Here is a 22,663-nt window from a genome sequence, read left to right on the forward strand (position 1 = left end):
CATGAACAGTCTCATCCCCACCACCAGCCCCGGCATCGACAAAATCGTTTCGCCGAACGGCCTGCCGCGCGGCAGGACCGTCATCAACGATGCAGTCGTCGCGAAGATCGCCGGGCTCGCCCTGCGCGATGTGGCCGGGATCCATGCCGTCGGCGGCGGAGCCGCGCGCGCGTTGGGCGCCATCCGCGACGCTATGAACAGCACCGACCACAGCCAGGGCGTGAGTGTCGAGGTGGGAGAAAGCCAGATCGCCGTCGACCTGAGCATCGTCGCCGAATACCCGGCGCCGCTGCAGCAGGTCGCCGAGGATGCCCGCACCGCGATCATCGAAGCGATCGAGACTCTCGTGGGGCTGCAGGTGACCGCGGTCGACGTGACCATCACCGACGTGCACCTGACCGACGAGGCCGACGACACCGGCAAGGCCGACGCCCAGTGAGCGGCTCGATAGAGACACTCGCGACTCGAGGACGCACCCGCGTCACCGCCCGTGCCATGACCCGGGTAGTCTCGGCCGTGGCCGCGGAATCGCTCGGCGTGAAGCCCAGCCAGGTCTCCGTCGACCTGGCCGACGTCGGCGGCCGCCTCGACCTCACCGTGCGCACCCCCCTCCGGGTGCTTCCCCCCGACCAGGTCGGGACGGCACCGGCCGACGGCGCCGTCCTCGACCGGACCGAACGCGCGCAGCACGACATCCGGGGCACCGTGGCCACCCTCACCGGGGCGGACATCGCCGGGGTCACCGTGCGCCTGACCGGCGCCAAGATCCGCTGGCCCAAACGGGCGGACTGAACCGTCCGCCGCCCGCCACCGCTGCGCTCCGCACTTCAACAGAATGGTTAGCCATGACCCGCACCATCAGCACCTCCGCACCCGAGAGCGTGCCGGCGCGCCGCGCGGTTGCGGCGGTGCAGCTGGGTGACCCGGAAGGCCGTTCCACCCGGTCGACCCACAGGCAGCTGATACGGCCCGAGATCCGTTCCTCAGGCTCGGTCGTCGCCATCACCCTGGCCTCGGTGATCATCGCCGGATGCCTGTACAGCGGCACCGAACTGGTCCTCGAGCTGACCGGCCGACAACCGCTTCTCGCTGCTCCGAGTGCTGTCCTGCCCGTGGTGAGCCAGGTGAACCAGATCGCCCCGGCCATCCTGTTCACCGTCGGCGTGCTGGTAGCGATCCCCGGCCTGGTGCTCGTGCTGGTGGCTCTGCTGCCCGGTCGCCTGGCGCGGCATGAGGCCGGCTCAGACCGGGCCGCCGTGATCGTCGACGACGTGGATGTCCCGGTGTCCCGCCCCGGCACCGCGACGCAACCCATTCCGCAGGCGGGGGCCGCTCTCAACCGGTTCACCGCGGCCAAGGCCATCGCGGAGGCGATCGCCTACGACGCGCTACGCTCGCGAACGGCCGCTACCCGGGGCCCGGACACTCTGCTCGGCTCCAAGCAACCCTCACCGCAGGGCCGCCACCCCACAGCCAATCCGACCGTCCTGACCAACCCCACAGAGAAAGAGAGAACACTATGAGTGCATCAGACAAGGCCGACAACACCGCACAGGACCTCAAGGGCAAGGCGAAGGAAGCTCTGGGCAAGGTCACCAACGACGACTCCAAGGTCGCCGAGGGCCGGGCCGACCAGGCCGGCGCCAACGTCAAGCAGGCCGGCGAGAACATCAAGGACGCCTTCAAGAAGTAGGTCCCTGACCGGTCACCCAACCGGCGCCGCCGCATCCTCGGCGGCGCCGGTCGGACAGGCCGCGTAAGCCCGCATCCGAACCGTCGCCTCCACCGCGGTCCAGGGCACGTCGCTCCGGATGCTCGGCCGGCCGTCTACGACAGGGGCCGCGGCGGCGATCGCCGCCAGTCGCTGCGCCAGGGCCAACACGAATTCCGCGCCCGCGCTGGAATCGTTGACCATCACCACCACGGTCAGGCCGCTCTCCGGGTCGGAGAGCGTCGCCGACAGAAAGCCCGGGATCGCGCCGGCCCCGCCGCGCATCGGGCCCAGTTGTTCGGCCCCCAACCCGTACCGCCGCCACTCGGGCGCGTCGCCTTCCCGCACGCTCGTCCACTGCTGCGCGACCAGCTCCGGCGACAGCAGGCTGCCCGTGGCCAACGCCCGCGACCAGGTCCGCAGGTCCTCCAGCGTGGACACGGCCCCGCCGGCGACCCCGCTCATCGAGTTGGACAACCGTGTCACGTCGAGCGGACGCGTGCAGTCCGGGACGCCGTCGGCGTCGAGGGCAGCCGCCCAGCCGTTCGGGTGGGCACCGGGCAAGTCGACGTCCCGGGGGTCGGGATACGACGTGTCAGCCAGCCCCAGCGGTTCGAACAGGTACCGCCGGTAGAGCTCCGACCAGCTGTCACCGGTCGCCTCCTCCAACGCCATGCCGAGGAGCTGCACACCGGCGTCCGACCGGGTCCAGACACGTCCGGGCTGCCCCGCCCTGGTGGACCCCAGACCGCCCGACACCAGCTCCAGAGGCGGCCAGTGCCGGGTGGGATTGTTGACGAACTGCGGCTCAAGGCTCGCCTGGCCCAGGCCCGCGGTGTTCTGGCAGAGCTGACGCAGCGTGATGCCCTGCACCCCCGGCAGTCGGGGCAGGTGCTCCGAGACCGGGTCGTCCAGCCCCACCCGCTGGTCCTCGACGAGCCCGAGCAGCACTGTGCAGGTCATCGAAGCGGTCAGGGTGCCGATGCGAAACTGCATGTCGGTGGTGAGGGCGGAGCCGCCGGCCGGGCGACCCGTCGCGGGGTCGATACCGGCCCCCACACTGCCGGGGCTGGCCAGCCATTCGCCCGCCCACGGCGCCCACACCCCCGCGATCGCGCCGGTCGCCCCGGCCAGATCGAGCCCTTCGGCCAGTGCCGCATCCAGGGATGCGCTGGTCTCCGGGCCCAGCGCGGTCGTCGCAGAGTCCGGACCCACGGGAAACGGCACCCTGCCGTCGATGCATCCCGCCAGAGACAGCGTCAGCCCGGCCGTCAGCAGCGCCAGGCCGGGCGCCAACGGCCGGCGGCGCATCCGGCCGGCCTCAACGGTGCGGCTCCCCTGACGACCGTCGCGCCGTCGTACCTGTCGACCTGTCATGGCACCCGATGCCCATTCCGGACCCCGGCACTCCACCCCCGCGGGGAGTGCCGGATGCTGTCCTTTGCCGGGAGTGTACCCAGAGCACAGGTCTGCCGCGCCCGCGGCGACGCGGACACAGGTCGGTGCAATACTGGCCGCATGATCCGCGCAGGGACGGGTCGCCCGGCCCGCTTCTCGGCCCTCAGACTCGGCAGAGTCCTTGGTGCTTGTCGGCGCAACGGTGGCGCTGACCGGCTCACCCCGGCGCCGCAGGAGCGCCCGGGCGACAGTGGGGCGGGGAGTTTCTTCTGGGATCTCCGCCTGACCAATGCCGGCGACGCCGCCTGCACCGCGGAGGGGTATCCCAGCGTGCAGTTGATCTCCGCCGCCACCGTCCAGTCCAGCCGGGTGGGCACCCCCAACCCCATCGCGGGCTGTGATGACCCCACCATCCAGCTCGTGCGCACCGGCGCCCTCGCCGTAGACCCGGTGATCTTCTAGCGGAGGCCCGGCACCGGCGCGACCCGGACTATTTTCCGGCCACGCCCTCGACGGCGGGCGTGACGCGCAGGCCCTCCATGAAACGGAGCACGTTCTCGTCGACGATGATGTCGCTCGGACGCAACGGCCTGGTGAGGTAGAGGCCGTTCAGGCTGGTCAGCCGGCTCAGCGCCACATAGGTCTGGCCGGGACTGAACACCCGGGTGCCGAGGTCCACGATCGCCCGCTCGTAAGTGGCACCCTGCGATTTGTGGATCGTGACCGCCCAGGCCAGCCGGAGCGGGAACTGGGTGAACTCGGCCACGACATCCTTGCTGAGTTTCTTGGTGGCGGCGTTGTAGGTGTACTTGAACTTCTCCCACACCGTGGGCTCCACCTCGTGGGTGGTGCCGTCGATGTCGACGTAAACCGTGGAGTCGACCCGCGTCACGGTGCCGATGGTGCCGTTCACCCAGCGCGGACCGCCGTCGAGGGGATTGTCGTTGCGCAGGAACATCACCTGGGCGCCGACCTTGAGCTCCAGGACCTCGTCGGCCGGGTAGGTGCGGCCGCCGAAGTCGCCCGTGACCTCGGCCTTGGCCGAGAGGGACTTGCCGGAAAGCCGTTTGAGCGCGGACGCGTTGATGCGGTTGACCGCGTCGTTGCGGGTGGCCAGGGTGATGACACCCTCGGTCGGCGGGGTCCGGGCGCCCGCACCGTTGAGCGCCCCACCGATCTCGGGCGTCACCTGGCCGTACCGCACCGCGTTGAGCATGGTCTTGAAGCCGGCGTCGTGCTGCCGATGGATCTCGGTGAGTTCGAAGATCTTCAGTTCGGCGCTCTGCCATACCTTGGCGTCGAAGAACCACATCGATCGGTAGGTGTCGGCGAAGTAGGCGCGTTCCTCGGGGTCGCCCGGCACCGGCGCGAGCTGGTACGGGTCGCCGAAGAGCACGATCTGCACCCCGCCGAAGGTGTCGTGCGGGCGCTGCCTGGCTTGGCGGAGGCTGCGGTCGATGGCGTCCATCAGGTCGGCGTTGACCATGGAGACCTCGTCGATGACCACGGTGTCGATCGTGTTGAGCAGTTTGCGCAGCTGGTCGTTCTGGTCGATGGCGTGGTCGGCGATGACGCCGATCGGCAAACGGAACAGTGAGTGCAGGGTCTGGCCGCCCACGTTCAACGCGGCGACCCCGGTCGGTGCGGCGATGACGATCTGTTTGCTGGTGTTCCAGGAGAGGTGGTTGAGCAGGGTGGACTTACCGGTTCCGGCCCGGCCGGTGACGAAGACGTTCTGCTTGGTGCCCTCGATGGCGGCGAACACCTCGGCCTGCTCGCGCGAAAGCGGAATCTCGGGGGGAAGCGCGGTCACGGGAAACTTTCGGTGGGATTCGGGGCGATGCGGGCGGTGGCAACCCGAACATCGCGATTCCCTTCCACTGTAACCGTCCGGCCGCCCGCACGGTCCACGCCCCGGCCCGCCGGTGGATAACTCGAGCCGGGTCTGCGGGGACGCGCCGGCCGGGACGGGTGTGCGGGTTACTGCACGAGCAGCTGCACCGGGAACTCGTACTGCACGCTGCCGTCCTTCAGGCTGTTGTCGAACCCGACCAGATCGTAGAAGCCTCCGGCCAGGCCTGCCGGCACCGACAGAGTGCTGCTGAAGTCGGATTCGTCGGTACCGCTGGCCGCCAAGACCTGCTGGGTGAGCACCGCCGCGCCGGCCGGGTCGCGCAGCTCGAGGGTGAACTGCGCCTCGGGAACCATGGCCCGTCCGGTGACCTCCAGGGTGCCGCCAGGGGCGACACTCGCACCGCAGGCCGGCGTGGTGATGATGATCGGCGGCCGTTCGGGGGTGAGGGTGAGGGATCGTTCCAGCACGTTGGTTTCGCTGCCGTCTTCGGCGCTGAGCTGATAGGCCCGCAACGTCACTTCCTCCTCATTCTCCGGTGGGGGGAAGGCAAGGTCGCTCTGCCAGGTGCCGGGGGTGCCCGAGCCCGACGTTGCCGTGAGGTGCCGCACGCAGAGTGTCTGCCCGGCCTCGTCGAGTAAGTCGATGACGAGGGCAGCCTCGACGGTGGCGGCTGTACCGCGGGCGGTCACCGGGATGGTGACCGGTGAGTCGGCCACCGGGCTGTCGATGGTGATGGCCGGACCGGCGGTTGGCGTGGCGGTGGATGTGGCGGTACCGGCCGTGCTCGTCGGGGTGGTGCTGGTGGGGGTGGGCGCCGGCCCGGGCGCGCAGGCGGCCAGGGGCAAAACCAGGAGGGCGGCCAGCAGGGCTGTGGTATGCCGGGCGGTGTGCCGAGCCGTGTGCCGGGCCGTGTGCCGGGCCGTGTGCCGTCGCCCGGACCGCTGCGAGCGGCTGCTTTTCATTGAACGCTCCTCTCATCCGACCCTGGGAGTGTAGCTCGCGTGCCGGCAGCCGGGCAGGGCGGCGCAGCTCTGGCGGCGCAGCTCTGGCGGCGCAGCTCTGGCGGCGCATCCGCACCGACCGCCAGGGTGGCCCCGTAGGATGTGGAGGTGAGCTACGGGGTCGGTAACGGGGTGAGACGGGCGCGCTATCTGCGTGCCGCACTCGCGGTGACCGTCATTTGTGCCCTGCTCTGCGCCGCTCTGGTTGCCGCCATCGGCGCGCTCAACCGCGATCTGTACAGCGCCGGCGGGTTCGTGCGGCAGTACCTCGAGGCGCTCGCGACCCAGGACACCGACACCGCCCTGGCCCTGCCCGGCGCCGAACCGACCAACGCCGACCTCGAGGCCGCCGGTCTGCCCCAGGATCTCCCCCGCACACTGCTGCGCCCGTCGGTGCTGGGGTCGATCACCGACATCGAATTCGTCAGCGACACCGCCGTCCCCGCGGATGCCGCATCAGGCCGGACCGGGCAGCACACCGTGGTGTTCAGCTTCAACCTGGACGGCAAGGACACCTCGATGGAGTTCACCGTGGAGCGCCTCGGCACCGTAGCCGGGCTGTTCAGCCGGTGGGGATTCGCGACGAGCCCACTCGCGGTGCTGCAGGTGACCGTGCTGCACGAAGCTGATTTCTCGGTGAACGGCCTGACCCTCGACACCCGGGCGCGTGCAGCGGCCGACGCCCCGATCACATTCTCGAACCAGGCCGCCTACCTGGCCTTCGCCCCGGCGGTCTACAACGTCTCCCACGACTCGTCCCTGCTCAGCGCACCGGTACAGAGTGTGCCCGTCGTCGCCTCCGGGGCCGCCGACGTGACGGTGGATGCGCTGCCCAACGACACCTTCACCGCCCAGGTGCAGGCCAAGCTCAACGAGTTCCTCGACGAGTGCGCCACCCAGCAGGTGCTGCAGCCGTCCAACTGCCCGTTCGGCATCGAGATCGACAACCGGGTCAAGTCCGCACCGGCCTGGTCGATCGCCGAGTACCCGGAGGTCGCCCTCACCGGCGGCGAGTCATCGTTCGACATGACCGGAACCGAGGGCCAGGCTCACATCGTGGTCGAGGTGCAATCGCTGTACGACGGCGACCTCAGCACCCGCGACGAGGACGTGCCGTTCTCGGTGGCCCTCACCGTCACGATCCAGCCCGGCGGCGCCTTGGCTATCCAACTGCGCTAATGCAGCCGGTTGTCACCGGTCGTGGGTGGCCAGGCGGGCGAGGCGGTCATTGTACTCGTTCAGTTCGGCCTCGTTGGTGCGGTCGGCGTTCCGGTCCCTGCGCTTGGTTTCCTTCTCGTCGCTCCGCCCCCACTGGATGGCCACGATGATGGCCAGCGCGATGGTCGGAATCTCACCGACGCTCCAGGCGATGCCACCGCCGGCCTGCTGGTCGGCCAGGGCGCTCAGCCCCCAGTCGCGGCCCATGGCGCCGTACCAGTCCGCCAACAGCAGGCCGGTGCCGGTCATCAGCGCCAGGCCGAAGAAGGCGTGGAATGCCATGGTGCCCAGCAGCAACAGCAGCCGGAAGGTGTACGGGAGGCGGTAGGGCACGGGGTCGATGCCGATCAGCGACTGCACGAACAGGTACCCGGTGATCAGGAAGTGCACGATCATCCACTGGTGGCCGATGTGGTCGGTCGTCGCCCAGCTGAACAGCGTCGTGTAGTAGAAGACCCAGAGTGACCCGGCGAACAGCACCGCGGCCACGAGCGGGTTCGAGACGATCCCGGCGAACTTGGAGTGCACGGCCAGCAGGATCCACTCGCGAGGGCCGCGGCTGCCGTCACGGCGCATCCGAATGGCGCGGGCCGCCAGGGTGACCGGCGCGCCGGGAACCAGCAGCACCGGCACCAGCATCGTCAGGGCCATGTGCGCGAGCATGTGGGTGGAGAAGAGGTACTTCTCGTACACGTTCACGCCGCCATTGGTGATGTAGAACAGGGTGATCATGCCCACCACCCAGAGGATGGTGCGGTGCAGCGGCCAGGTGTCGCCGCGGCGGCGCAGCCGCCACACCCCGGCGAGGTAGAAGAAGATGCCGAAGGCGCAGAACAGCGCCCAGGCCAGGTCGAAGTTCCACTCGGTGAAGTACCTGGCGAAGGTGAGCTCGGGCGGCAGCGGCTCGCCGGTGAGGATCTGCGCCGGGGTGGCGGTGGGGACCGCCGTGGTGACCACCTGGGCCACCGGGGTGGCCGTGCGGGCAAGAGCCGCCGCCACGCCGCTGGCCAGGCCCATGAAGGCGATTTCGCCCACGACGAGCCACCAGAAGAAAGGGTCGGCGCGGCCGGCGCCGCTCTGCATCCGGCCGATGAGGTACCGGCGCTGCAGCACACCGAAGCCGCCAAGCACGAGTAGCAGAGCCGCCTTGGCCAGCACCAGGATGCCGTAGCCGGTGAGCAGATTGTCCCAGCTGCCGATGCGCAGTTCCGCGCTGACGTAGCCGGACGCGGCGACCACGACGAAGCTGACCAGCGCAAGGGTGGAGTACCGACCGATGACCTCGCGCAGGCGCGCCGGCGGGAGCTGCTTGTGCAGCAGGATCACGGTGAGCAGGCCGCCCAGCCACACGGCCGCGAAGACCAGGTGCAGGCCCAGCGCGGTGATGGCCGCGTCGTGGCCCTCTGCACCGGCCGAGTGGCCCTGCTGGGCCATCGGCAGCAGCGCCAGCAGCGCCAGAACGGTGACGAAGACCAGCGCGGTCTGGTTGCGCACGGCGAAGCAGAGCACGGTGATGGCCGCGGCGATCAGGGTGGTGGTCAGCCAGGCCTGGCCGATCTCGATCTGGCTGAAGAACTGGCCGACCGTGGCGCTGAACTGGTCATCGAAGCTGACCGTGGCGTTTGTCACCTGCAGAAAGGTGAGGAAGCCGGTGATCGCCGAGGCGATGGTGAGGAAGGCGGCCGAGGCGGCGGCCAGGTCGATCGCGGTGCCGTACTCGCGTTCCTTCGGGCTCAGTGCGAAGCAGGTGAGCACCAGGGCGCCGATGGTGCCGGCCGCACCGAGGTTGACGAGCAGCTTGGCCACCGGAAGACCCCAGCGCACCACGACGCCGGGGTCGGCGAGTAGCTGGGCCTGGGCGCCGCCGCCGTAGGCCAGGCCCGCCAGCGTCGCCACAATCGCGGCCAGCAGCAGCGCTGCCGGCCCGATGATTCGCAGATAACGGGGCACCACTCCAGCTTAACCGGCGGGGGAAGCGGATCCGGCCGGGCCTGGCACCCGCGGTCAGTTCGCGAGCGGGCAGTTCGCGCGGGCAGTTCGCGCGCGGGCCTTTGACGAGCGGGCCCTAACGAGCGGGCCTTAACGAGCGGGCCTTAACGAGCAGTGGGCGCCGACCGAAGTCGACGCCCACCGTAGTTCGAGACCTGCTACCTACTTGGCGGCAGCCTTGAGCTTGCTACCAGCGGTCAGCTTGACGCGGTGGCCGGCAGCGATGGCGATTTCTTCGCCGGTCTGCGGGTTGCGGCCGGTGCGAGCAGCGGTTGCGGTGCGCTCGACGCCGAGCCATCCCGGGATGGTGACCTTACCGTCGTTCGCAACGGTGTCGGCGAGGGTTGCAAAGAAAGCGTTCAGAACGCCGTCGACAGCAGCCTGGCTCTGGCCAGAGTCTGCGGCAACCTTGGCAACGAGCTCGGTCTTGTTCAGCGACTTGTCAGCCATTGAGTGTCCTCCTCGGACCTTCGTCTGTAAAAAACAGGTATTCACGTAAAGCGGGCGACGTTGCGAAAACGCCTCCGTTGGTCGGTTTGACCGGGTTGAATCTAGCATTGATCCGCAGGATTCCGCGGATTTACGGCGTTTCGGGCCGCTTTGCTCGGTGGATTGGGTGAGTTTATGCTGTGCGCGAACTGTGCGCCCCCGTTCGTGGGCCAGCGCCGGAACGAAAGAACAGGGGATGCCCGACGGAAGTCGGACATCCCCTGTGGATGCTGCAGCGATCGTTTACACGATCACCAGCTGGTTACCAGCTGGACTTGGTGATGCCGGGCAGCTCGCCGCGGTGCGCCATGTCGCGGAAACGTACGCGCGAGATGCCGAACTTGGAGAGGTGGCCACGGGGACGACCGTCAACCGCGTCGCGGTTGCGCAGGCGAACCGGCGAGGCGTTGCGGGGCAGCTTCTGGAGGCCCTTGCGAGCCTCTTCACGGGACTCGTCGGTGCCGGCCGGGTCGACAAGAGCCTTCTTCAGCTCGAGGCGCTTGACGGCGTAACGCTCGACGATGACCTTGCGCTGGTTGTTCTTGGCAATCATGCTCTTCTTCGCCATTTTTAGCGCTCCTCACGGAAGTCAACGTGCTTGCGGATGACCGGGTCGTACTTCTTGAGCACGAGACGGTCGGGGTTGTTGCGACGGTTCTTTTTGGTCACGTAGGTGTAACCGGTTCCTGCCGTCGAACGCAGCTTGATGATCGGACGTACGTCCTGAGCCTTAGCCATTAGATTTTCTCCCCACGTGCGAGCAGGTCCTTGACGACCGACTCAATGCCGCGAGCATCAATAACCTTGATGCCCTTTGCCGAGAGGGTCAACGTGACGTTGCGGCGAAGCGACGGCACGAAGTACTTCTTGGTCTGCACGTTCGGGTCGAAACGACGCTTGGTGCGCCGGTGCGAGTGCGAAATGTTGTGTCCAAAGCCGGGAACGGCTCCGGTCACCTGGCAGGTTGCTGCCATGGTTTTCCTCCAATACCGAAGGGCGAATGCCCTTCCCAAGATCTCTTGTCGGCCGGTTCGCGTTGGATTCCGCCCGGAAACGGCCGGCCGAAACGTGAGTCTCGGCGGCTGATTCGATGGGAGGAAAAGACACGAACAAGCAATGCACGCACAGATATGCGCAGCAGCTACCCAGCCTACGTGGTCGGGCGGGCGGACGCAAGCGCGGTGCAGGCCGCGCAGAGGCCGAAGATGTCGATGACGTGGGCGGCTTCGGTGAAGCCGTGCTTGGCGGCTTCCTCTGTGGCCCAGTTCTCGATGGCCGCCACCTCGATCTCCACCGTGAGCCCGCAGTTGCGACAGATCAGGTGGTGGTGGTGCTCGGTGGTGCTGCAGGCCCGGTACAGGCTCTCGCCGTCCGGCGACTGCAGTGAATCCGCGTCACCCTCGAGGGCCAGGTCGGCGAGCGCCCGATAGACCGTGGCCAGTCCGATCGGCGAACCGCTGGTGTGCAGGGCGGAGTGCAGGCCCTGGGCACTGACGAACCCTTCGACGCGGCTGAGCTCGGTGCGCACGGCCTCTCGCTGCCAGGTGTTTCGCTTCATGACTCCAACCGTAGCCCGGCGCGAGCCGGCTCGGGTACCCTCGGCGCACGCGCGCTGAGCGAACGGATGCCCAGCGCGAGCAGGAAGCAGGCGGCGGCGGTGAGCGCGATGGCCGGGCCCGCGGCCACGTCCAGCGCACGGGAGAGCAGCACCCCGATCACGCCGGAACCGGCGCCGAGGAGGGGCGCCAGCACGGCGATCCTGCCGGCCGTGCGCACCAGCAGCCGGGCGGCGGCGGCGGGTGCGGCGATCAGGGCGATCGCGAGGATCGCGCCGACGGCGGGCATCGCGGTGACGACGGTCGCGGTGATCAGCACCAGGGTGAGCAGCTCGATGGGCCATTCCCGGTAGCCCGCGGCGCGGAAGCCGGTGCGGTCGAAGGTGGAGAAGAGGATCTCCTTGCCCCAGAACAGGGTCACGAGCACCGCAACAACGAGCACCCCAGCGGCCAGGAACACGTCATTGTCGGTGACGGTGAGGATCGAGCCGACCAGGTACGAGTCCACCTGCACGGGCAGCGACGGGTTGAGCGCTTGGAGCAGCACTCCGAGGGCGAACCCGGCGGTGAGCATGATGCCGGAGGCCACCTGGCTGCCCTGCCTGCGCACCCGGCCGAGCAGGGTCATGATGGCCACGATCACCGCGGCGGCCACGGCGGCACCGAGCGGGATGCTCACACCCAGCAGCGCCGCGGCGACGGCGCCGGGGAAGGTGGCGTGGGTGAGCGCCTGGGCGAAGAACGTGCGCCGGCGCAGCAGCACCAGGGTGCCGACCAGGCCGCTGAGCGCGCCGATCACGGCCGCGGCGAACAGGGCCTTCTCGAAGTAACCCATCAGCCGGCCGCCGGTTCCGGCTCGGTCAGGGACAGGGCGGGACGGCGCATCCGGTCGAAGACGAGCCGGCCCAGCAGCACCAGCAGGTAGCCGGCCACCAGCACCAGCACCACGGTGGCGCCGCTGGGCAGGTCGATGCCGGCGGAAACGGACGCCTCGAAGCCCACGGCCAGCCCCACCCAGGCGCACAGCGCGGCGAAGCCGGCGGCGAGCGGGAAGAGCAGCCAGAGCCGCACCGTGATCAGCCGGGCGACGGCGCCGGGCACGATGAGCACCGCAAGGACGAGCAGGTTGCCGACCGCGCTCGACGCGGCGACCACCACGAGGGCGATGGCAACGTTGAGCACCAGGTCGAGCAGCAGTGGACGGTAACCGGCCGCGGCGAGGGCGGTGCGGTCGAACGCCCGGAACACCTGCTGCTTGAGGGTCAGGCCCACCAGGAGCAGGGCGATCGCGCAGATGACGAGGGTCTGGGTCACCTCGGCTGCCGTCACCGTGAGCAGCCGGCCGAAGAGCAGCTGTTCGAGCTGGCCGGCGTAGTTGGTCTGCCGGGAGACCACCAGGATGCCGATGCTGAACATGGCTGTGAAGACGATCGCGATCGCCGCATCCCCCGATACGGCCCGCCGGGTGATCACGGTGAGCACGATCGCGGCCAGGACGGCGGCGATCATGGCGCCGACGAAGAGTCCCTCGCGGCCGCCCCAGACAAACCCGATGGCGATGCCGGGGAAGACCGAGTGGGTGAGGCCGTCACTGATGAATTCGAGGCTGCGCAGGTTGACGAGCACGCCGACAATGCCGGCGACCAGGCTGAGGGCGAGCAGCACCACGAGCGCCCGCGCCATGAACGGCAGGGAGAACGCTGTGACGAGGGGCCCGAGCAGGTCGGCCATTCAGTGGCCTTCGTGGCCGGGGATGACCAGGGTGTGCTGGTCCATCTCGACGCCGACCTCGTGGAAGGTGCGCTGCACGTTCTCGAGGGTGAGCACGCTTTCGCGGGGGCCGAAGGCCACCTGGCTGCCGTTGAGCAGCAGCACCCGTTCGCAGACGGCCCTGGCCAGTTCGAGGTCGTGGGTGGAGACGAGCACGGCGACGCCGTCGGCCTTGAGCCGCTCCACGGTGCCGACGAGGGCATCCCGGTTGGACTGGTCCAGTCCGTTGAAGGGTTCATCGAGCAGCAACAGCCGGGGGCCGGCCGCCACGGCACGGGCGAGCAGACCGCGCTGCTGCTGACCGCCGGAGAGCTCACCGAACCGGGTCTTGGCCAGGTGGCCGAGGCCCACCGTCTCCAGGGCCGCGGCGACGGCATGGCGGTCCTTCTTGCCCGGCAGGCGCAGCCAGCCGAGTGCGCGGTAGCGGCCCATCATGACGACCTGCTCGAGGCTGACCGGGAACTCGGGGTCGAGCTCGTCGGTCTGCGGTACGTATCCGACGGTGCCTGCCGGGGCCGTCGCCTGGCCGAGCACCTCGACGGTGCCCTCCGTACGGTGGATCAGGCCCAGGATGCCCTTGAGCAGGGTGGACTTGCCCGACCCGTTCGGGCCGATCAGCGCGATGGCCTCACCGGCATGCAGATCGAAGTCGATGCCGGTGAGGGCGGGAGTCTGGGCGTAGGCGAACGAGGCCCCGGAGACGCGCAGGGCGAGCGGTGCGGCCATCCGCTGCTGAGAAGGGTTCTCGTTCACGGTTCAACTATTGCAGGTCGGCGGGCACGGCGCTGGGCGTCACACCCCAGGACTCCAGGATGAGTCGCACATTGTGCAGCTGGGTGGCGACGTAGGTGGCGCCGTCACTGTCGGCCGGTCCGAGCGAGTCGCCGTAGAGGGCGTCCTCGCCGGAGTAGACGGCGACCCCGGCTTCGGCGGCGATGGTGTCGGCCGCCTTCGGGTTGATGGAGGCCTCGGAGAAGACGGCTTCGACCCCGGTGGCCTTGACGGCGGCGACGAGGGCGTCGATTTCGGCGGCGCTCGGCTCGGCGTTGTCATCGAAGCTCGGGATGACGCTGCCGACGTACGTGATGTCGTACGCGGCGGTGAAGTAGCCGAAGGCGTCGTGGTTGCTCACCAGCAGGCGCTCGTCGGAGGGAACGGTGTCGATGTTCTCTCGGATCCAGGCGTCGAGCTCGGCGAGCTGGCCGGCATAGACGGCCTCGTTCGCCTCGAAGTCCGCGGCGTGCGTGCTGCTGGCCGCGGCCAGGCCGTCGGCGATGGTGGCGACCATGGTCTCGGCGTTCGACACGTCGGTCCAGATGTGCGGGTTGCCGCCGGCGTGGTCGTGGTCGTGTTCCTCGGTGGCTTCCCCGGCGGCTTCGTCGTCGTGGGCGGCTTCGTCCTCGTGGCCGGCCTCGCCGTCCAGGATGGTGATGCCCTCGTCGGAGTCGATCGTGATGCCGTCGAAGCCGGAGGCCTCGATGGCGTCGTCGAGCCACTCCTCGAGCCCCACACCGTTGATCACGAGCACGTCGGCCTCGCCGAGGGCCGTGAGGTCGGCGACCGAGGGGTCGTAGCTGTGCGCGCTCTGGTTGGGCTGGATCAGCTGGGTGATGCTGACGCCGTCGGTGTCGCCGACGACGTTGCGGGTGAGGTCGGCGATCTGGGTGGTCGTGGCGACGACCTTGAGGTCGCCGTCCGATCCCGTCGCGGCGTTGGTGGCGGTCGTCGCGCATCCGGCCAGCGCGAGGGCGGCCGAGGCGGCCAGGGCGGGGAGGAGGAACTTGGGGGTCTTCACCTGTGGAACGCTACGCCTATTGATAATGATTGTCAAAACCATTAGAACGGGCGTTCGGGGCTCATAGGTGCCGCAGATACCGCTCAGGGGCATCAAGGAAACTGGCCCAATTGGTGACCAGGTCGAGGTCCCGCCACGCCATCTCGCGCAGCCCCCACTCACCCACCTCGAGAATCTGTGCGCCGGGCAGAGCGGCGAGCAGCGGTGAGTGCGTCGACATGATCACCTGCGAGCCGCCGTCGGCCAGCAGGCCCTTGAGGTGGCCGAGCAGCGCCAGGCAGCCCGAGAAGGAGAGCGCCGATTCCGGTTCGTCGAGCACCCAGAGACCCCGCCCGCGGAACTTGTCGATGGCCAGCTCGAGGAACGATTCGCCGTGCGAGAACTCGTGGAATCGCGGCTCGGGCTTACTGCCCGGGTTCTCCTCCAGGTAGGTGAAGAAGCCGTGCATGGTCTCGGCGCGCAGAAAGTAGCCGCGGCGGGTGCTGCCGCCGCTGCGCACCAGCCGCAGGTGATCGTGCAGCGGTGACTCACTCACCCGGGAGGAGTTGCGTGCGCCGGTGGAGCCGCCCTCCGGCGAGAGGCCCCAGGCCAGGGCGACGGCCTCCACCAGGGTGGACTTGCCGGCACCGTTCTCGCCGACGAAGACCGTGGCCGGCCCCAGGTCGAGTCCGCTCTCGAGCAGTTGCGCCACCGGCGGCAGGGTGGCCGGCCAGGCACTCCTGGCCAGCGGATGCAGGGGGTCTTCCTCAATCCGGCGCAGGGGCGTGCTCTCAAAGGCCATGCCCCATCCTCCCCCGCCGCCCGGCGGTCGGGGCATCCCGCTCTCGACGTAGTGGGGCGGCGCCCGCGGGCCCAGGCTCGCGGGCCGCAAGGTGCGCCCGCTTGCTGCACCCCCCCGTCAGCGGCGTCGAAGGGAGACGTTGCCGCATCTCGGCGAGCCAGCCATCCGCGACATCAGCCACGAGCCCCCATCAGCACTCCCGATGGGGAATTCTGCGGCAACTCGCGGTGGCGACGCCCGCCGTCTACTCTGTTGCCATGAGAGCACGCGCCGGCAAGGGCACCACCCCACCCGCCGGAAGCTTGCCCGGCCCGGCCCGCTCCGGTCGGATTGCCCGGGTCGGTCGGGCCGCCAGGGTGGCGCCGCCGGCCACTGCACAGCCGAACTCTGCACAGCCGAACTCTGCACAGCCGGCCCCGACCGCGATGCTCCGTCCGTGGCGACTCGGCGACGCGGCCGGCCTGCAGAGCGCCTTCGCAGGCAGCGACGACCTCGCCGCCCAGTTCGGCGCCTTCGAGCTGTCCACGATCGCCCGCTGCCAGAGCTTCATCGCCGACAACCTCGCACCGGCCACGGTCTCCCGGCAGAACTTCGCCATCAGCGTCGACGGCATCGCGGTGGGCAACGTGGGCATCGGCAGCATGGAGCACCGGCACGGCACCGGCTGGGTCTACTACTGGGTCTCGGCCGAGGCGCGCGGGCAGGGCCTGGCGACGCTCGCGCTCGCGTCGATCGCCGCCTGGGCCTTCACCGAGCAGGGTCTGCACCGGCTCGAGCTCGGGCATCGCACCAACAATCCGGCCTCCTGCCGGGTCGCCGCCAAGGCGGGCTTCGCCTTCGAGGGCATCGAGCGGCAGAAACTCAAGTACGGCACCGAGCGCTTCGACGTCGAGACGCACGCCAGGCTCCGCACGGATACCCCTCCCCCGGTCCGCCCGCTGCCCACCGCCACCTTCTAGGCCCGAGCAACCGACCAGCCATGTCGCCGCACTCCGTTGCCCCCGCCGAGGTGATCGACCGGCTGCGCGCGGCGGGGTGCGTGTTCGCCGAGGAGGAGGCCCGGCTGCTGCTCGCGGCCGCCGGCGACCCAGCCGATCTGGAACGATTGCTGCGCCTGCGCACCTCCGGCCTGCCGCTCGAACAGGTGCTCGGCTGGGTGGACTTCTGTGATCTGCGGATCACCGTGCGGCCGGGAGTGTTCGTGCCCCGCCGTCGCACCGGCCTGCTGGTGAAGCGGGCGGCCCGGCTCATCCGGCCGGGCGCGGTCGTGGTCGACCTCTGCTGCGGCACGGGCGCCGTCGGCGCCGTTCTTCTCATCGAGGAGCCCACGCTGACCCTCTACGCCGTGGACATCGACCCGGCGGCCACGGCGTGCGCCCGGGAGAACATCGCCCCGAGCGGCGGTACGGCACTGACCGGAGACCTGTTCGCCCCGTTGCCGCCCGGCCTGCTCGACCGGGTCGACGTCGTCGTGGCGAACGCCCCTTACGTGCCGACGGATGCCATCGCGCGGATGCCGCCGGAAGCGCGGCTGCACGAGGCCCGGATCGCGCTGGACGGCGGCCCTGACGGCCTCGAGGTGCAGCGGCGCCTCGTGGCGGCGGCGCCGGACTGGCTGGCGCCCGGCGGGCATCTGCTCGTGGAGACCAGCGCGGGGCAGGCCGCACACACCGCGGCGATCTTCGCACGGCACGGGCTCGCCCCTCGCGTCGTGCACTCCCGGAAGCTGGACGCCACCGTGGTGATCGGCACCGTGTGATCGGCACCGTGTGATGGGCGCCACGTGAGCGGCACCCGCCAGGCCCAACCATCGCGCGCCTCAGTCCTCGCGGTCGGCGGCACCGCGGTCTTCCTCGCCGAGCTGCCGCTGACATCGCCCGTGCCGCTGGTCCTCACCCCGGTCGCCAGTGGCCTGGTCCTCTGGGCCACCTGGACCCACCGTTGGCAGCGGCTCGGCCTCTCCCGTCCGCCGCGGGGCGCCGTCAGCGGGTCAGCGTGGCTCCCGGTGGCGCTGCCCCTGGTGCTGGTTCTGGCACTGGTCGTCGCGACCACCGGCGGGCTCTTCGCGGCGTGCATGTATCTGCGCGTCGGCAGCATCTGGCCGGCGATCCTGTTCCACGCCGGATTCGACGCGGCCCAGTTGGGCAGCGTGCACCAGACCCCGCCCACGGTGGATGCCTGCTCAACGAGGCTGACCAGGTCACTCTCGAGTGCGTGAGCGTTCGCTGCGCCCCCTGTGGCCCAATGCACCAGCTATAGCTGGCGCATCGGGCCGTGCGGGGTGCAGCGAGCGTCGCGGAGGGCGGACCACCCCGTCGGCTACTCCAGGAGCAGCGCCGGCTCCTCGATGATGCTGGCCACGTCGGCGAGGAAGCGGCTGGCCACGTCGCCGTCGACCACACGGTGGTCGAAGCTGGCGCCGATGGTGGTCACGAAGCGCGGGCGCACCTCGCCGTCGACCACCCAGGGCTTGAGCTTGATCGTGCCGAGCGCCACAATCCCGGCCTCGCCGGAGTTGAGGATCGGCGTGCCGGTGTCCATGCCGAAGACACCGATGTTGGTGATCGTGATGGTGCCGTTGGCCATCTCGGCGGGGCTGGTCTTGCCGTCGCGGGCCGTGATGGTGAGCTTCTCCAGGGCACCGGCCAGCTCGAGCAGGCTCATGTCCTGGGCTTCCTTGATGTTGGGCACGATCAGGCCGCGCGGGGTGGCCGCGGCGATGCCGAGGTTCACGTAGTGCTTGATCACGATCTCCTCGTCGGTGAAGACCGAGTTGACCGTGGGGTTGCGCCGCACGGCCCAGATCATGGCCTTGGCCATGATCAGCAGCGGCGACACCTTGACCCCGGCGAAGTCGGTGGAGACCTTGAGCCGCTTGACGAACTCCATCGTGCGGGTGGCGTCCACATCGACGAACAGGCTCACGTGCGGGGCGGTGAAGGCGCTCTTCACCATGGTCTGGGCGATCACCTTGCGCACGCCCTTGACGGGGATGTGCTCTTCGCGGTCCGTCGGCCACTCCGGCGTCTGGATATTGCGGAACACGCTGGCCTGGGTGGCCTCGCGCAGCACGTCCTCCCGGGTGACATCGCCGAACCGGCCGGTCGCTTCGACCTGGCTGATGTCGACGCCGAGGTCCTTGGCGAGCTTGCGGATCGGCGGCTTGGTGATCACGGGACCGGCGGGCTTGGCGGGCGCGGATGCGGCGGGGGCGGCGGCCGACCGAGCCGGCGGCACCGGCCGCGACGGGCCGGTCGCGGCGGTGGTCGAGCGGGGACCCGAGGCGGCCGCGCCGCCCTGCGGGGGTGCGGTCGCCGCGGCGGCGAGGGCTTCGTGCGCCGCGGTCGGGACCACGTGCCGGCGCCGGCGGGTGGGCATCGAGGCAGCGGCGCCGCGACCCACGAGCACGGCCGGGGACTCTTCGGCGGGTTCCTGCGAGATGGTGCCGCCCGCATCCCGAGCGGCATCGGCGAGGTCGTCGGCGGCCGGGGCGGCCGGAGTCGCGGCAGCCGGGGCGGGTGCGGCGCTGTCGGGGGCGCCGGCCTCGGAGAGGATCGTGATGATGACGGTGCCCACATCGACGGTGGTGCCCGGTTCGACGAGGATCTCGCCGACGACGCCCACGTAGGGTGAGGGCAGTTCAACGAGGGACTTGGCGGTTTCGATCTCGACGAGCACCTGGTTGATCGAGATGGTGTCGCCGGGGGCGACCTTCCACTCGACGATTTCGGCCTCGGTCAGGCCCTCGCCCACGTCGGGGAGGGTGAATCGGGAGACGCTCATGGGGTGCCTTTCACAGCGGGGGACGGTTAGAAGGCGAGGGAGCGGTCGACGGCTTCGAGCACCCTGTCCGGGCTGGGCAGGTAGTGCGTCTCCACCGCGGCGGGCGGGAACGGCGTGTCGAAGCCGGAGACCCGCAGCACGGGCGCCTCGAGCGAGTAGAAGGCCCGCTCGGTGACGGTGGCGGCGATCTCGGAGCCGACGCTGACGAAGCCGGCAGCCTCCTGCGCGACGACGAGGTGGCCGGTCTTGTGCACCGACTCGAGGATCGGTGCGTAGTCGATCGGTGAGATCGAGCGCAGGTCGATGACCTCGAGGCTGATGCCCTCGGCTGCGGCCAGTTCGGCGGCCTGCAACAGCACGCTCACCATGGCGCCGTGGCCGACGACGGTGACGCTCGTGCCGGTGCGGACCACCTTGCTGGCGTGCAGCGGGGTGCCGGGGGCGGTGAAGTCCACCTCGCCCTTGGGCCAGTAGCGGCTCTTGGGTTCGAAGAAGATCACCGGGTCGTTCGAGGCGATCGCTTCCCGCATCATCCAGTACGCGTCGTGCGGGTTGGACGGGCTCACCACGCGCAGCCCCGGGGTGTGCGCGAAGTACGCCTCCGGGCTCTCCTGATGGTGCTCGATCGAGCCGATGTGGCCGCCGTAGGGGATCCGCACGACGACGGGCATGGTGACGCCGCCCTCGTGCCGGTTGCGCATCCGGGCCAGCTGGCTGGTGATCTGGTCGAAGCCGGGGAAGACGAAGCCGTCGAACTGGATCTCGCAGACCGGCCGGTAGCCGCGCAGGGCCAGGCCGATGGCGGTGCCGATGATGCCGGACTCGGCCAGCGGGGTGTCCAGCACCCGCTTCTCACCGAACTCGGCGTGCAGGCCCTCCGTCACCCGGAAGACGCCGCCGAGCGGGCCGATGTCCTCGCCCATCATGAGCACCTGGGGGTCGTCGAGCATCGCTTGGCGCAGCCCCGCGTTGAGGGCCTTGGCCATCGGCAGGTTCGCGCGGGTCGGCGCGGCGTCGCGGTCGGTTGTCAGTGTGGTCATCAGGACTCACTCCCGTCGAACGACGTTTCGTAGGCGTCGAGCCAGGCTTTCTGTTCCACGACCAGCGGATGCGGTTCGGCGTAGACGTTGTCGAAGATGACCGAACGGTCCGGCGAGCTGATCTCCAGCGCGCGCCGGCGCACATCCGCGGCGTGGTCTGCGGCTTCTTCGTCGACGGAGTCGAGGAACTCCTGCTCGACGCCGAGGCGCTTGAGGTAGGCACGGAAGCGCACGATCGGGTCGCGGGCGACCCAGTAGGCCAGCTCGTCGGGGTCACGGTACTTGGTGGGGTCGTCGGCGGTGGTGTGGGCGCCGACCCGGTAGGTGAGCGCCTCGATCAGTGACGGGCCGTGGCCGGCGCGGGCGTCGTCCATGTTCTTGGCGGTGACCGCGTAGCTGGCCAGCACGTCGTTGCCGTCGACCTGGATGCCGGGCATGCCGAAGCCGCCGGCGCGGAGGTACAGCGGGGTGCGCGACTGGCGGGAGACGGGCACCGAGATGGCCCAGTGGTTGTTCTGCATGAAGAACACCTGCGGGGTCTGGTAGCTGGCCGCGAAGACCAGGGCCTCGTTGGCGTCACCCTGCGAGGAGGCGCCGTCGCCGTAGTAGACGATCACCGCCTGGTCGGTCTCCGGGTTGCCCGTGGCCGTGGCGCCGTCCAGTTGCATTCCCATGGCATAGCCGGTGGCGTGCAGGGTCTGCGAGGCCAGCACCAGGGTGTAGAGGTGGAAGTTACCGTGCTCCTCTGGCGTCCAGCCGCCCAGGGTGACGCCGCGGAGCATCCGCAGGATGTCGACCATGTCCAGGCCGCGGATCATGCCGACAACGTGCTCGCGGTAGGACGGGAACACGTGGTCCTGCGCCCGGGTGGCGTAGGCGGAGCCGACCTGCGCGGCCTCCTGGCCGTGGCTGGGCACCCACAGGGCGAGTTGGCCCTGGCGTTGCAGGTTCGCGGCCTCGGTGTCGAACTTCCGCACGACGACCATGTCGCGGTAGAACCTGCGGTAGTCGGCCTCGGTGAGGCGCTCGAAGTAGGGCAGGAACTCGGCGGCCGAGTCGGACGGCGCGAACGCCCCCTCCGTCGACAGGAGCTGCACGGTCGGAGAGGTCAGAGTGCGCACGGGTGCGTCGTTGGAGGTCACTGGCACCGTACTAACCTAGCCGCCGGGCCGGATGCCCCGTTGGTAGATCCTGAACAATCTCAGCGCCGATCCGTAGGAGCGTGGCCACAGATTCCTCCTCGCCAATCGAGACCCGGATGCCCTCCGGGTGGAAGGGCCGGACGACGAGTCCGGCATTCGTGAACGTGTCGGCGGTCGCCGCGGTCGCCGCGCCCAGCGGCAGCCAGACGAAGTTGGCCTGCGACCGGGGGATGTCCAGTCCAGCGGCGACGAGAGCCGCGCGGATGCCGTCGCGTTGTGCGGCGATCACGCCGACCCGCGCGAGCAGCTCGGGTTCGGCGTCGAGCGAGGCCAGGGCGGCGGCCGAGCCCTGCCCGGTGACCGAGAGCGGGATCGCGGTGGCGCGGGCGGCGTCCAGGATGCCGACCGGGCCCAGGCCGTAGCCGACCCGAAGGCCCGCCAGGCCGTAGGCCTTGGAGAAGGTGCGCAACACCACGAGGTTGGGGTAGCGACCCAGCAGGTTCGTGCCGTCGACGGCGGCGGGATCGGTGACGAATTCGGCGTACGCCTCGTCGAGGATCACCAGCAGGTCGGCGGGGACCTGCTCCATGAACGCTTCGAATTCGTCGGCCGTGACGATCACACCGGTGGGATTGTTGGGGCTGCAGACGATCACGACGCGGGTGCGCGGGGTGATCAGCGCGGCCATCGCGGGCAGGTCGTGGCCGTGGTCGGCGCGGTTCGGCGCGGTGACGCTGGTGGCGCCGGACACCGTCACCAGGCTCGGGTACGCCTCGAACGAGCGCCAGGAGTAGAGCACCTCGTCACCGGGCCCGGCCGCGGCCAGGATCAGCTGGGCCAGCAGCGCCACCGAGCCCGCGCCGATGTGCACCTCGTCGGTGGTCAGGCCGTACCGGGCGGCGAGCCGCTCGCGCAGGGCGAGGGCGGAGGCATCCGGGTACCGATTGAAGGCCGAGACGGCGTTCACCGCGTCGACGACGCCGGGCAGCGGGTCGAACGGGTTCTCGTTGCTGGACAACTTGAAGGCGGAGGCGGAGGCCGCCTTGCCCTGCCGGTACGCCGGCAGCGCAACGATCTCAGGGCGCAGGCGGACCGAGGGCTGGTCAGAAGGGCTCACTCGGCGAGTCTACGCCGC

27 protein-coding genes are annotated in these 22,663 nt (G+C 69.7%); 9 read left to right on the top strand and 18 right to left on the bottom strand.

Annotation, left to right across the window (positions count from 1 at the left end; translation table 11 throughout):
- The first annotated feature begins 1 nt into the window (after position 1).
- Genes BJQ95_RS19010 through BJQ95_RS19025 form a run of 4 tightly spaced genes read left to right on the top strand, consistent with a single transcriptional unit; the run spans position 2 to position 1,693 of the window.
- Positions 2-439, top strand: a complete 438-nt coding sequence (locus BJQ95_RS19010) for an Asp23/Gls24 family envelope stress response protein (RefSeq protein ID WP_130176157.1) — start codon at positions 2-4, stop codon at positions 437-439.
- A 56-nt stretch (positions 440-495) separates the two neighbouring features.
- Positions 496-792 (top strand): hypothetical protein, encoded by a 297-nt coding sequence (locus tag BJQ95_RS19015; RefSeq protein WP_130176156.1) that lies wholly within the window; start codon positions 496-498, stop codon positions 790-792.
- Positions 793-845: 53 nt separating this feature from the next.
- On the top strand, positions 846-1,523 hold the full coding sequence (locus BJQ95_RS19020; RefSeq protein WP_130176155.1) for a hypothetical protein: 678 nt from the start codon (positions 846-848) through the stop codon (positions 1,521-1,523).
- Entirely contained in the window at positions 1,520-1,693 is a 174-nt protein-coding gene (locus tag BJQ95_RS19025; RefSeq protein WP_130176154.1) for a CsbD family protein, read from the top strand. The genes BJQ95_RS19020 and BJQ95_RS19025 overlap by 4 nt, the downstream gene beginning before the upstream one ends.
- Positions 1,694-1,705: 12 nt before the next feature.
- On the opposite strand, the gene BJQ95_RS19030 is transcribed toward BJQ95_RS19025, so the two are convergent.
- Positions 1,706-3,088 carry a serine hydrolase gene (locus BJQ95_RS19030; protein WP_130176153.1) on the bottom strand — a complete coding sequence of 461 codons (1,383 nt, stop codon included), beginning with the start codon at positions 3,086-3,088 and terminating at the stop codon, positions 1,706-1,708.
- A 141-nt stretch (positions 3,089-3,229) separates the two neighbouring features.
- Between BJQ95_RS19030 and BJQ95_RS19035 the strand changes: the two genes are divergently transcribed.
- A complete protein-coding gene (locus BJQ95_RS19035; RefSeq protein ID WP_165384834.1) occupies positions 3,230-3,571 on the top strand; it encodes a DUF4232 domain-containing protein in 342 nt (113 codons plus the stop codon).
- Positions 3,572-3,599: 28 nt separating this feature from the next.
- Here the strand turns inward: BJQ95_RS19035 and BJQ95_RS19040 are convergent, their stop codons facing one another.
- Complete coding sequence (locus BJQ95_RS19040) at positions 3,600-4,922, bottom strand: ATP-dependent RecD-like DNA helicase (protein ID WP_240694571.1); 1,323 nt, start codon at positions 4,920-4,922, stop codon at positions 3,600-3,602.
- Positions 4,923-5,089: 167 nt separating this feature from the next.
- On the bottom strand, positions 5,090-5,926 hold the full coding sequence (locus BJQ95_RS19045; RefSeq protein WP_256041467.1) for a Gmad2 immunoglobulin-like domain-containing protein: 837 nt from the start codon (positions 5,924-5,926) through the stop codon (positions 5,090-5,092).
- Positions 5,927-6,073: 147 nt separating this feature from the next.
- On the opposite strand from BJQ95_RS19045, the gene BJQ95_RS19050 reads away from it, so the two are divergent.
- Positions 6,074-7,144 carry a hypothetical protein gene (locus tag BJQ95_RS19050; RefSeq protein WP_130176354.1) on the top strand — a complete coding sequence of 357 codons (1,071 nt, stop codon included), beginning with the start codon at positions 6,074-6,076 and terminating at the stop codon, positions 7,142-7,144.
- Between the two features lie 12 nt (positions 7,145-7,156).
- On the opposite strand, the gene BJQ95_RS19055 is transcribed toward BJQ95_RS19050, so the two are convergent.
- The 11 genes from BJQ95_RS19055 to BJQ95_RS19105 all read right to left on the bottom strand — a co-directional run bounded on the left by BJQ95_RS19055 (position 7,157) and on the right by BJQ95_RS19105 (position 15,563).
- Positions 7,157-9,133, bottom strand: a complete 1,977-nt coding sequence (locus BJQ95_RS19055; protein ID WP_205750028.1) for a cytochrome c oxidase assembly protein — start codon at positions 9,131-9,133, stop codon at positions 7,157-7,159.
- A gap of 201 nt (positions 9,134-9,334) precedes the next feature.
- The gene (locus BJQ95_RS19060; RefSeq protein WP_066598601.1) at positions 9,335-9,622 is read right to left on the bottom strand and encodes an HU family DNA-binding protein; all 288 of its coding nucleotides are present in this window, start codon (positions 9,620-9,622) and stop codon (positions 9,335-9,337) included.
- Between the two features lie 301 nt (positions 9,623-9,923).
- Entirely contained in the window at positions 9,924-10,229 is a 306-nt protein-coding gene (gene rpsN, locus BJQ95_RS19065; protein WP_104164519.1) for a 30S ribosomal protein S14, read from the bottom strand.
- A gap of 2 nt (positions 10,230-10,231) precedes the next feature.
- Positions 10,232-10,399: a 50S ribosomal protein L33 gene (gene rpmG, locus BJQ95_RS19070; protein ID WP_130176355.1), complete on the bottom strand. Its 168-nt coding sequence runs from the start codon at positions 10,397-10,399 to the stop codon at positions 10,232-10,234.
- A complete protein-coding gene (gene rpmB, locus BJQ95_RS19075) occupies positions 10,399-10,635 on the bottom strand; it encodes a 50S ribosomal protein L28 (RefSeq protein WP_066598603.1) in 237 nt (78 codons plus the stop codon). The genes rpmG and rpmB overlap by 1 nt, the downstream gene beginning before the upstream one ends.
- A 176-nt stretch (positions 10,636-10,811) precedes the next feature.
- Positions 10,812-11,219: a Fur family transcriptional regulator gene (locus BJQ95_RS19080; RefSeq protein ID WP_130176356.1), complete on the bottom strand. Its 408-nt coding sequence runs from the start codon at positions 11,217-11,219 to the stop codon at positions 10,812-10,814.
- Complete coding sequence (locus tag BJQ95_RS19085; protein ID WP_130176357.1) at positions 11,216-12,052, bottom strand: metal ABC transporter permease; 837 nt, start codon at positions 12,050-12,052, stop codon at positions 11,216-11,218. Before BJQ95_RS19085 ends, BJQ95_RS19080 begins: the two co-directional genes overlap by 4 nt.
- Positions 12,052-12,948 carry a metal ABC transporter permease gene (locus BJQ95_RS19090; protein WP_130176358.1) on the bottom strand — a complete coding sequence of 299 codons (897 nt, stop codon included), beginning with the start codon at positions 12,946-12,948 and terminating at the stop codon, positions 12,052-12,054. The genes BJQ95_RS19085 and BJQ95_RS19090 overlap by 1 nt, the downstream gene beginning before the upstream one ends.
- The gene (locus BJQ95_RS19095) at positions 12,949-13,740 is read right to left on the bottom strand and encodes a metal ABC transporter ATP-binding protein (RefSeq protein ID WP_240694589.1); all 792 of its coding nucleotides are present in this window, start codon (positions 13,738-13,740) and stop codon (positions 12,949-12,951) included. It lies immediately after the preceding gene.
- Between the two features lie 7 nt (positions 13,741-13,747).
- Positions 13,748-14,782: a metal ABC transporter substrate-binding protein gene (locus BJQ95_RS19100; RefSeq protein ID WP_240694590.1), complete on the bottom strand. Its 1,035-nt coding sequence runs from the start codon at positions 14,780-14,782 to the stop codon at positions 13,748-13,750.
- A gap of 61 nt (positions 14,783-14,843) precedes the next feature.
- Positions 14,844-15,563, bottom strand: coding sequence for an AAA family ATPase (locus BJQ95_RS19105; protein ID WP_130176360.1), 720 nt, complete (start codon positions 15,561-15,563; stop codon positions 14,844-14,846).
- 257 nt (positions 15,564-15,820) lie between these two features.
- On the opposite strand from BJQ95_RS19105, the gene BJQ95_RS19110 reads away from it, so the two are divergent.
- From BJQ95_RS19110 to BJQ95_RS19120, 3 genes are read left to right on the top strand one after another with little or no spacing between them, the layout of a single operon-like run.
- Entirely contained in the window at positions 15,821-16,522 is a 702-nt protein-coding gene (locus tag BJQ95_RS19110) for a GNAT family N-acetyltransferase (RefSeq protein WP_240694591.1), read from the top strand.
- Between the two features lie 20 nt (positions 16,523-16,542).
- Positions 16,543-17,322 carry a putative protein N(5)-glutamine methyltransferase gene (locus BJQ95_RS19115; RefSeq protein ID WP_130176361.1) on the top strand — a complete coding sequence of 260 codons (780 nt, stop codon included), beginning with the start codon at positions 16,543-16,545 and terminating at the stop codon, positions 17,320-17,322.
- 24 nt (positions 17,323-17,346) lie between these two features.
- The gene (locus tag BJQ95_RS19120) at positions 17,347-17,781 is read left to right on the top strand and encodes a type II CAAX prenyl endopeptidase Rce1 family protein (protein WP_130176362.1); all 435 of its coding nucleotides are present in this window, start codon (positions 17,347-17,349) and stop codon (positions 17,779-17,781) included.
- Positions 17,782-17,882: 101 nt separating this feature from the next.
- Here the strand turns inward: BJQ95_RS19120 and BJQ95_RS19125 are convergent, their stop codons facing one another.
- Genes BJQ95_RS19125 through BJQ95_RS19140 form a run of 4 tightly spaced genes read right to left on the bottom strand, consistent with a single transcriptional unit; the run spans position 17,883 to position 22,645 of the window.
- A complete protein-coding gene (locus tag BJQ95_RS19125) occupies positions 17,883-19,346 on the bottom strand; it encodes a dihydrolipoamide acetyltransferase family protein (RefSeq protein ID WP_130176363.1) in 1,464 nt (487 codons plus the stop codon).
- A gap of 26 nt (positions 19,347-19,372) precedes the next feature.
- Positions 19,373-20,386 (bottom strand): alpha-ketoacid dehydrogenase subunit beta, encoded by a 1,014-nt coding sequence (locus BJQ95_RS19130; RefSeq protein ID WP_130176364.1) that lies wholly within the window; start codon positions 20,384-20,386, stop codon positions 19,373-19,375.
- Positions 20,386-21,534, bottom strand: a complete 1,149-nt coding sequence (locus tag BJQ95_RS19135; protein WP_240694592.1) for a thiamine pyrophosphate-dependent dehydrogenase E1 component subunit alpha — start codon at positions 21,532-21,534, stop codon at positions 20,386-20,388. Before BJQ95_RS19135 ends, BJQ95_RS19130 begins: the two co-directional genes overlap by 1 nt.
- A 4-nt stretch (positions 21,535-21,538) precedes the next feature.
- Positions 21,539-22,645, bottom strand: a complete 1,107-nt coding sequence (locus tag BJQ95_RS19140; protein ID WP_130176365.1) for a histidinol-phosphate transaminase — start codon at positions 22,643-22,645, stop codon at positions 21,539-21,541.
- Positions 22,646-22,663: the final 18 nt, after the last annotated feature.

This window comes from Cryobacterium sp. SO1, assembly GCF_004210215.2.
GTDB lineage: Bacteria > Actinomycetota > Actinomycetes > Actinomycetales > Microbacteriaceae > Cryobacterium.

Coding starts and splice junctions, on each gene's coding strand:
- BJQ95_RS19010 (WP_130176157.1), top strand. CDS start 2: ATGAACAGTCTCATCCCCACCACCAGCCCCGGCATCGACAAAATCGTT.
- BJQ95_RS19015 (WP_130176156.1), top strand. CDS start 496: ATGACCCGGGTAGTCTCGGCCGTGGCCGCGGAATCGCTCGGCGTGAAG.
- BJQ95_RS19020 (WP_130176155.1), top strand. CDS start 846: ATGACCCGCACCATCAGCACCTCCGCACCCGAGAGCGTGCCGGCGCGC.
- BJQ95_RS19025 (WP_130176154.1), top strand. CDS start 1,520: ATGAGTGCATCAGACAAGGCCGACAACACCGCACAGGACCTCAAGGGC.
- BJQ95_RS19030 (WP_130176153.1), bottom strand. CDS start 3,088: ATGACAGGTCGACAGGTACGACGGCGCGACGGTCGTCAGGGGAGCCGC.
- BJQ95_RS19035 (WP_165384834.1), top strand. CDS start 3,230: ATGATCCGCGCAGGGACGGGTCGCCCGGCCCGCTTCTCGGCCCTCAGA.
- BJQ95_RS19045 (WP_256041467.1), bottom strand. CDS start 5,926: ATGAAAAGCAGCCGCTCGCAGCGGTCCGGGCGACGGCACACGGCCCGG.
- BJQ95_RS19060 (WP_066598601.1), bottom strand. CDS start 9,622: ATGGCTGACAAGTCGCTGAACAAGACCGAGCTCGTTGCCAAGGTTGCC.
- rpsN (WP_104164519.1), bottom strand. CDS start 10,229: ATGGCGAAGAAGAGCATGATTGCCAAGAACAACCAGCGCAAGGTCATC.
- rpmG (WP_130176355.1), bottom strand. CDS start 10,399: ATGGCTAAGGCTCAGGACGTACGTCCGATCATCAAGCTGCGTTCGACG.
- rpmB (WP_066598603.1), bottom strand. CDS start 10,635: ATGGCAGCAACCTGCCAGGTGACCGGAGCCGTTCCCGGCTTTGGACAC.
- BJQ95_RS19080 (WP_130176356.1), bottom strand. CDS start 11,219: ATGAAGCGAAACACCTGGCAGCGAGAGGCCGTGCGCACCGAGCTCAGC.
- BJQ95_RS19085 (WP_130176357.1), bottom strand. CDS start 12,052: ATGGGTTACTTCGAGAAGGCCCTGTTCGCCGCGGCCGTGATCGGCGCG.
- BJQ95_RS19090 (WP_130176358.1), bottom strand. CDS start 12,948: ATGGCCGACCTGCTCGGGCCCCTCGTCACAGCGTTCTCCCTGCCGTTC.
- BJQ95_RS19105 (WP_130176360.1), bottom strand. CDS start 15,563: ATGGCCTTTGAGAGCACGCCCCTGCGCCGGATTGAGGAAGACCCCCTG.
- BJQ95_RS19110 (WP_240694591.1), top strand. CDS start 15,821: ATGAGAGCACGCGCCGGCAAGGGCACCACCCCACCCGCCGGAAGCTTG.
- BJQ95_RS19115 (WP_130176361.1), top strand. CDS start 16,543: ATGTCGCCGCACTCCGTTGCCCCCGCCGAGGTGATCGACCGGCTGCGC.
- BJQ95_RS19125 (WP_130176363.1), bottom strand. CDS start 19,346: ATGAGCGTCTCCCGATTCACCCTCCCCGACGTGGGCGAGGGCCTGACC.
- BJQ95_RS19130 (WP_130176364.1), bottom strand. CDS start 20,386: ATGACCACACTGACAACCGACCGCGACGCCGCGCCGACCCGCGCGAAC.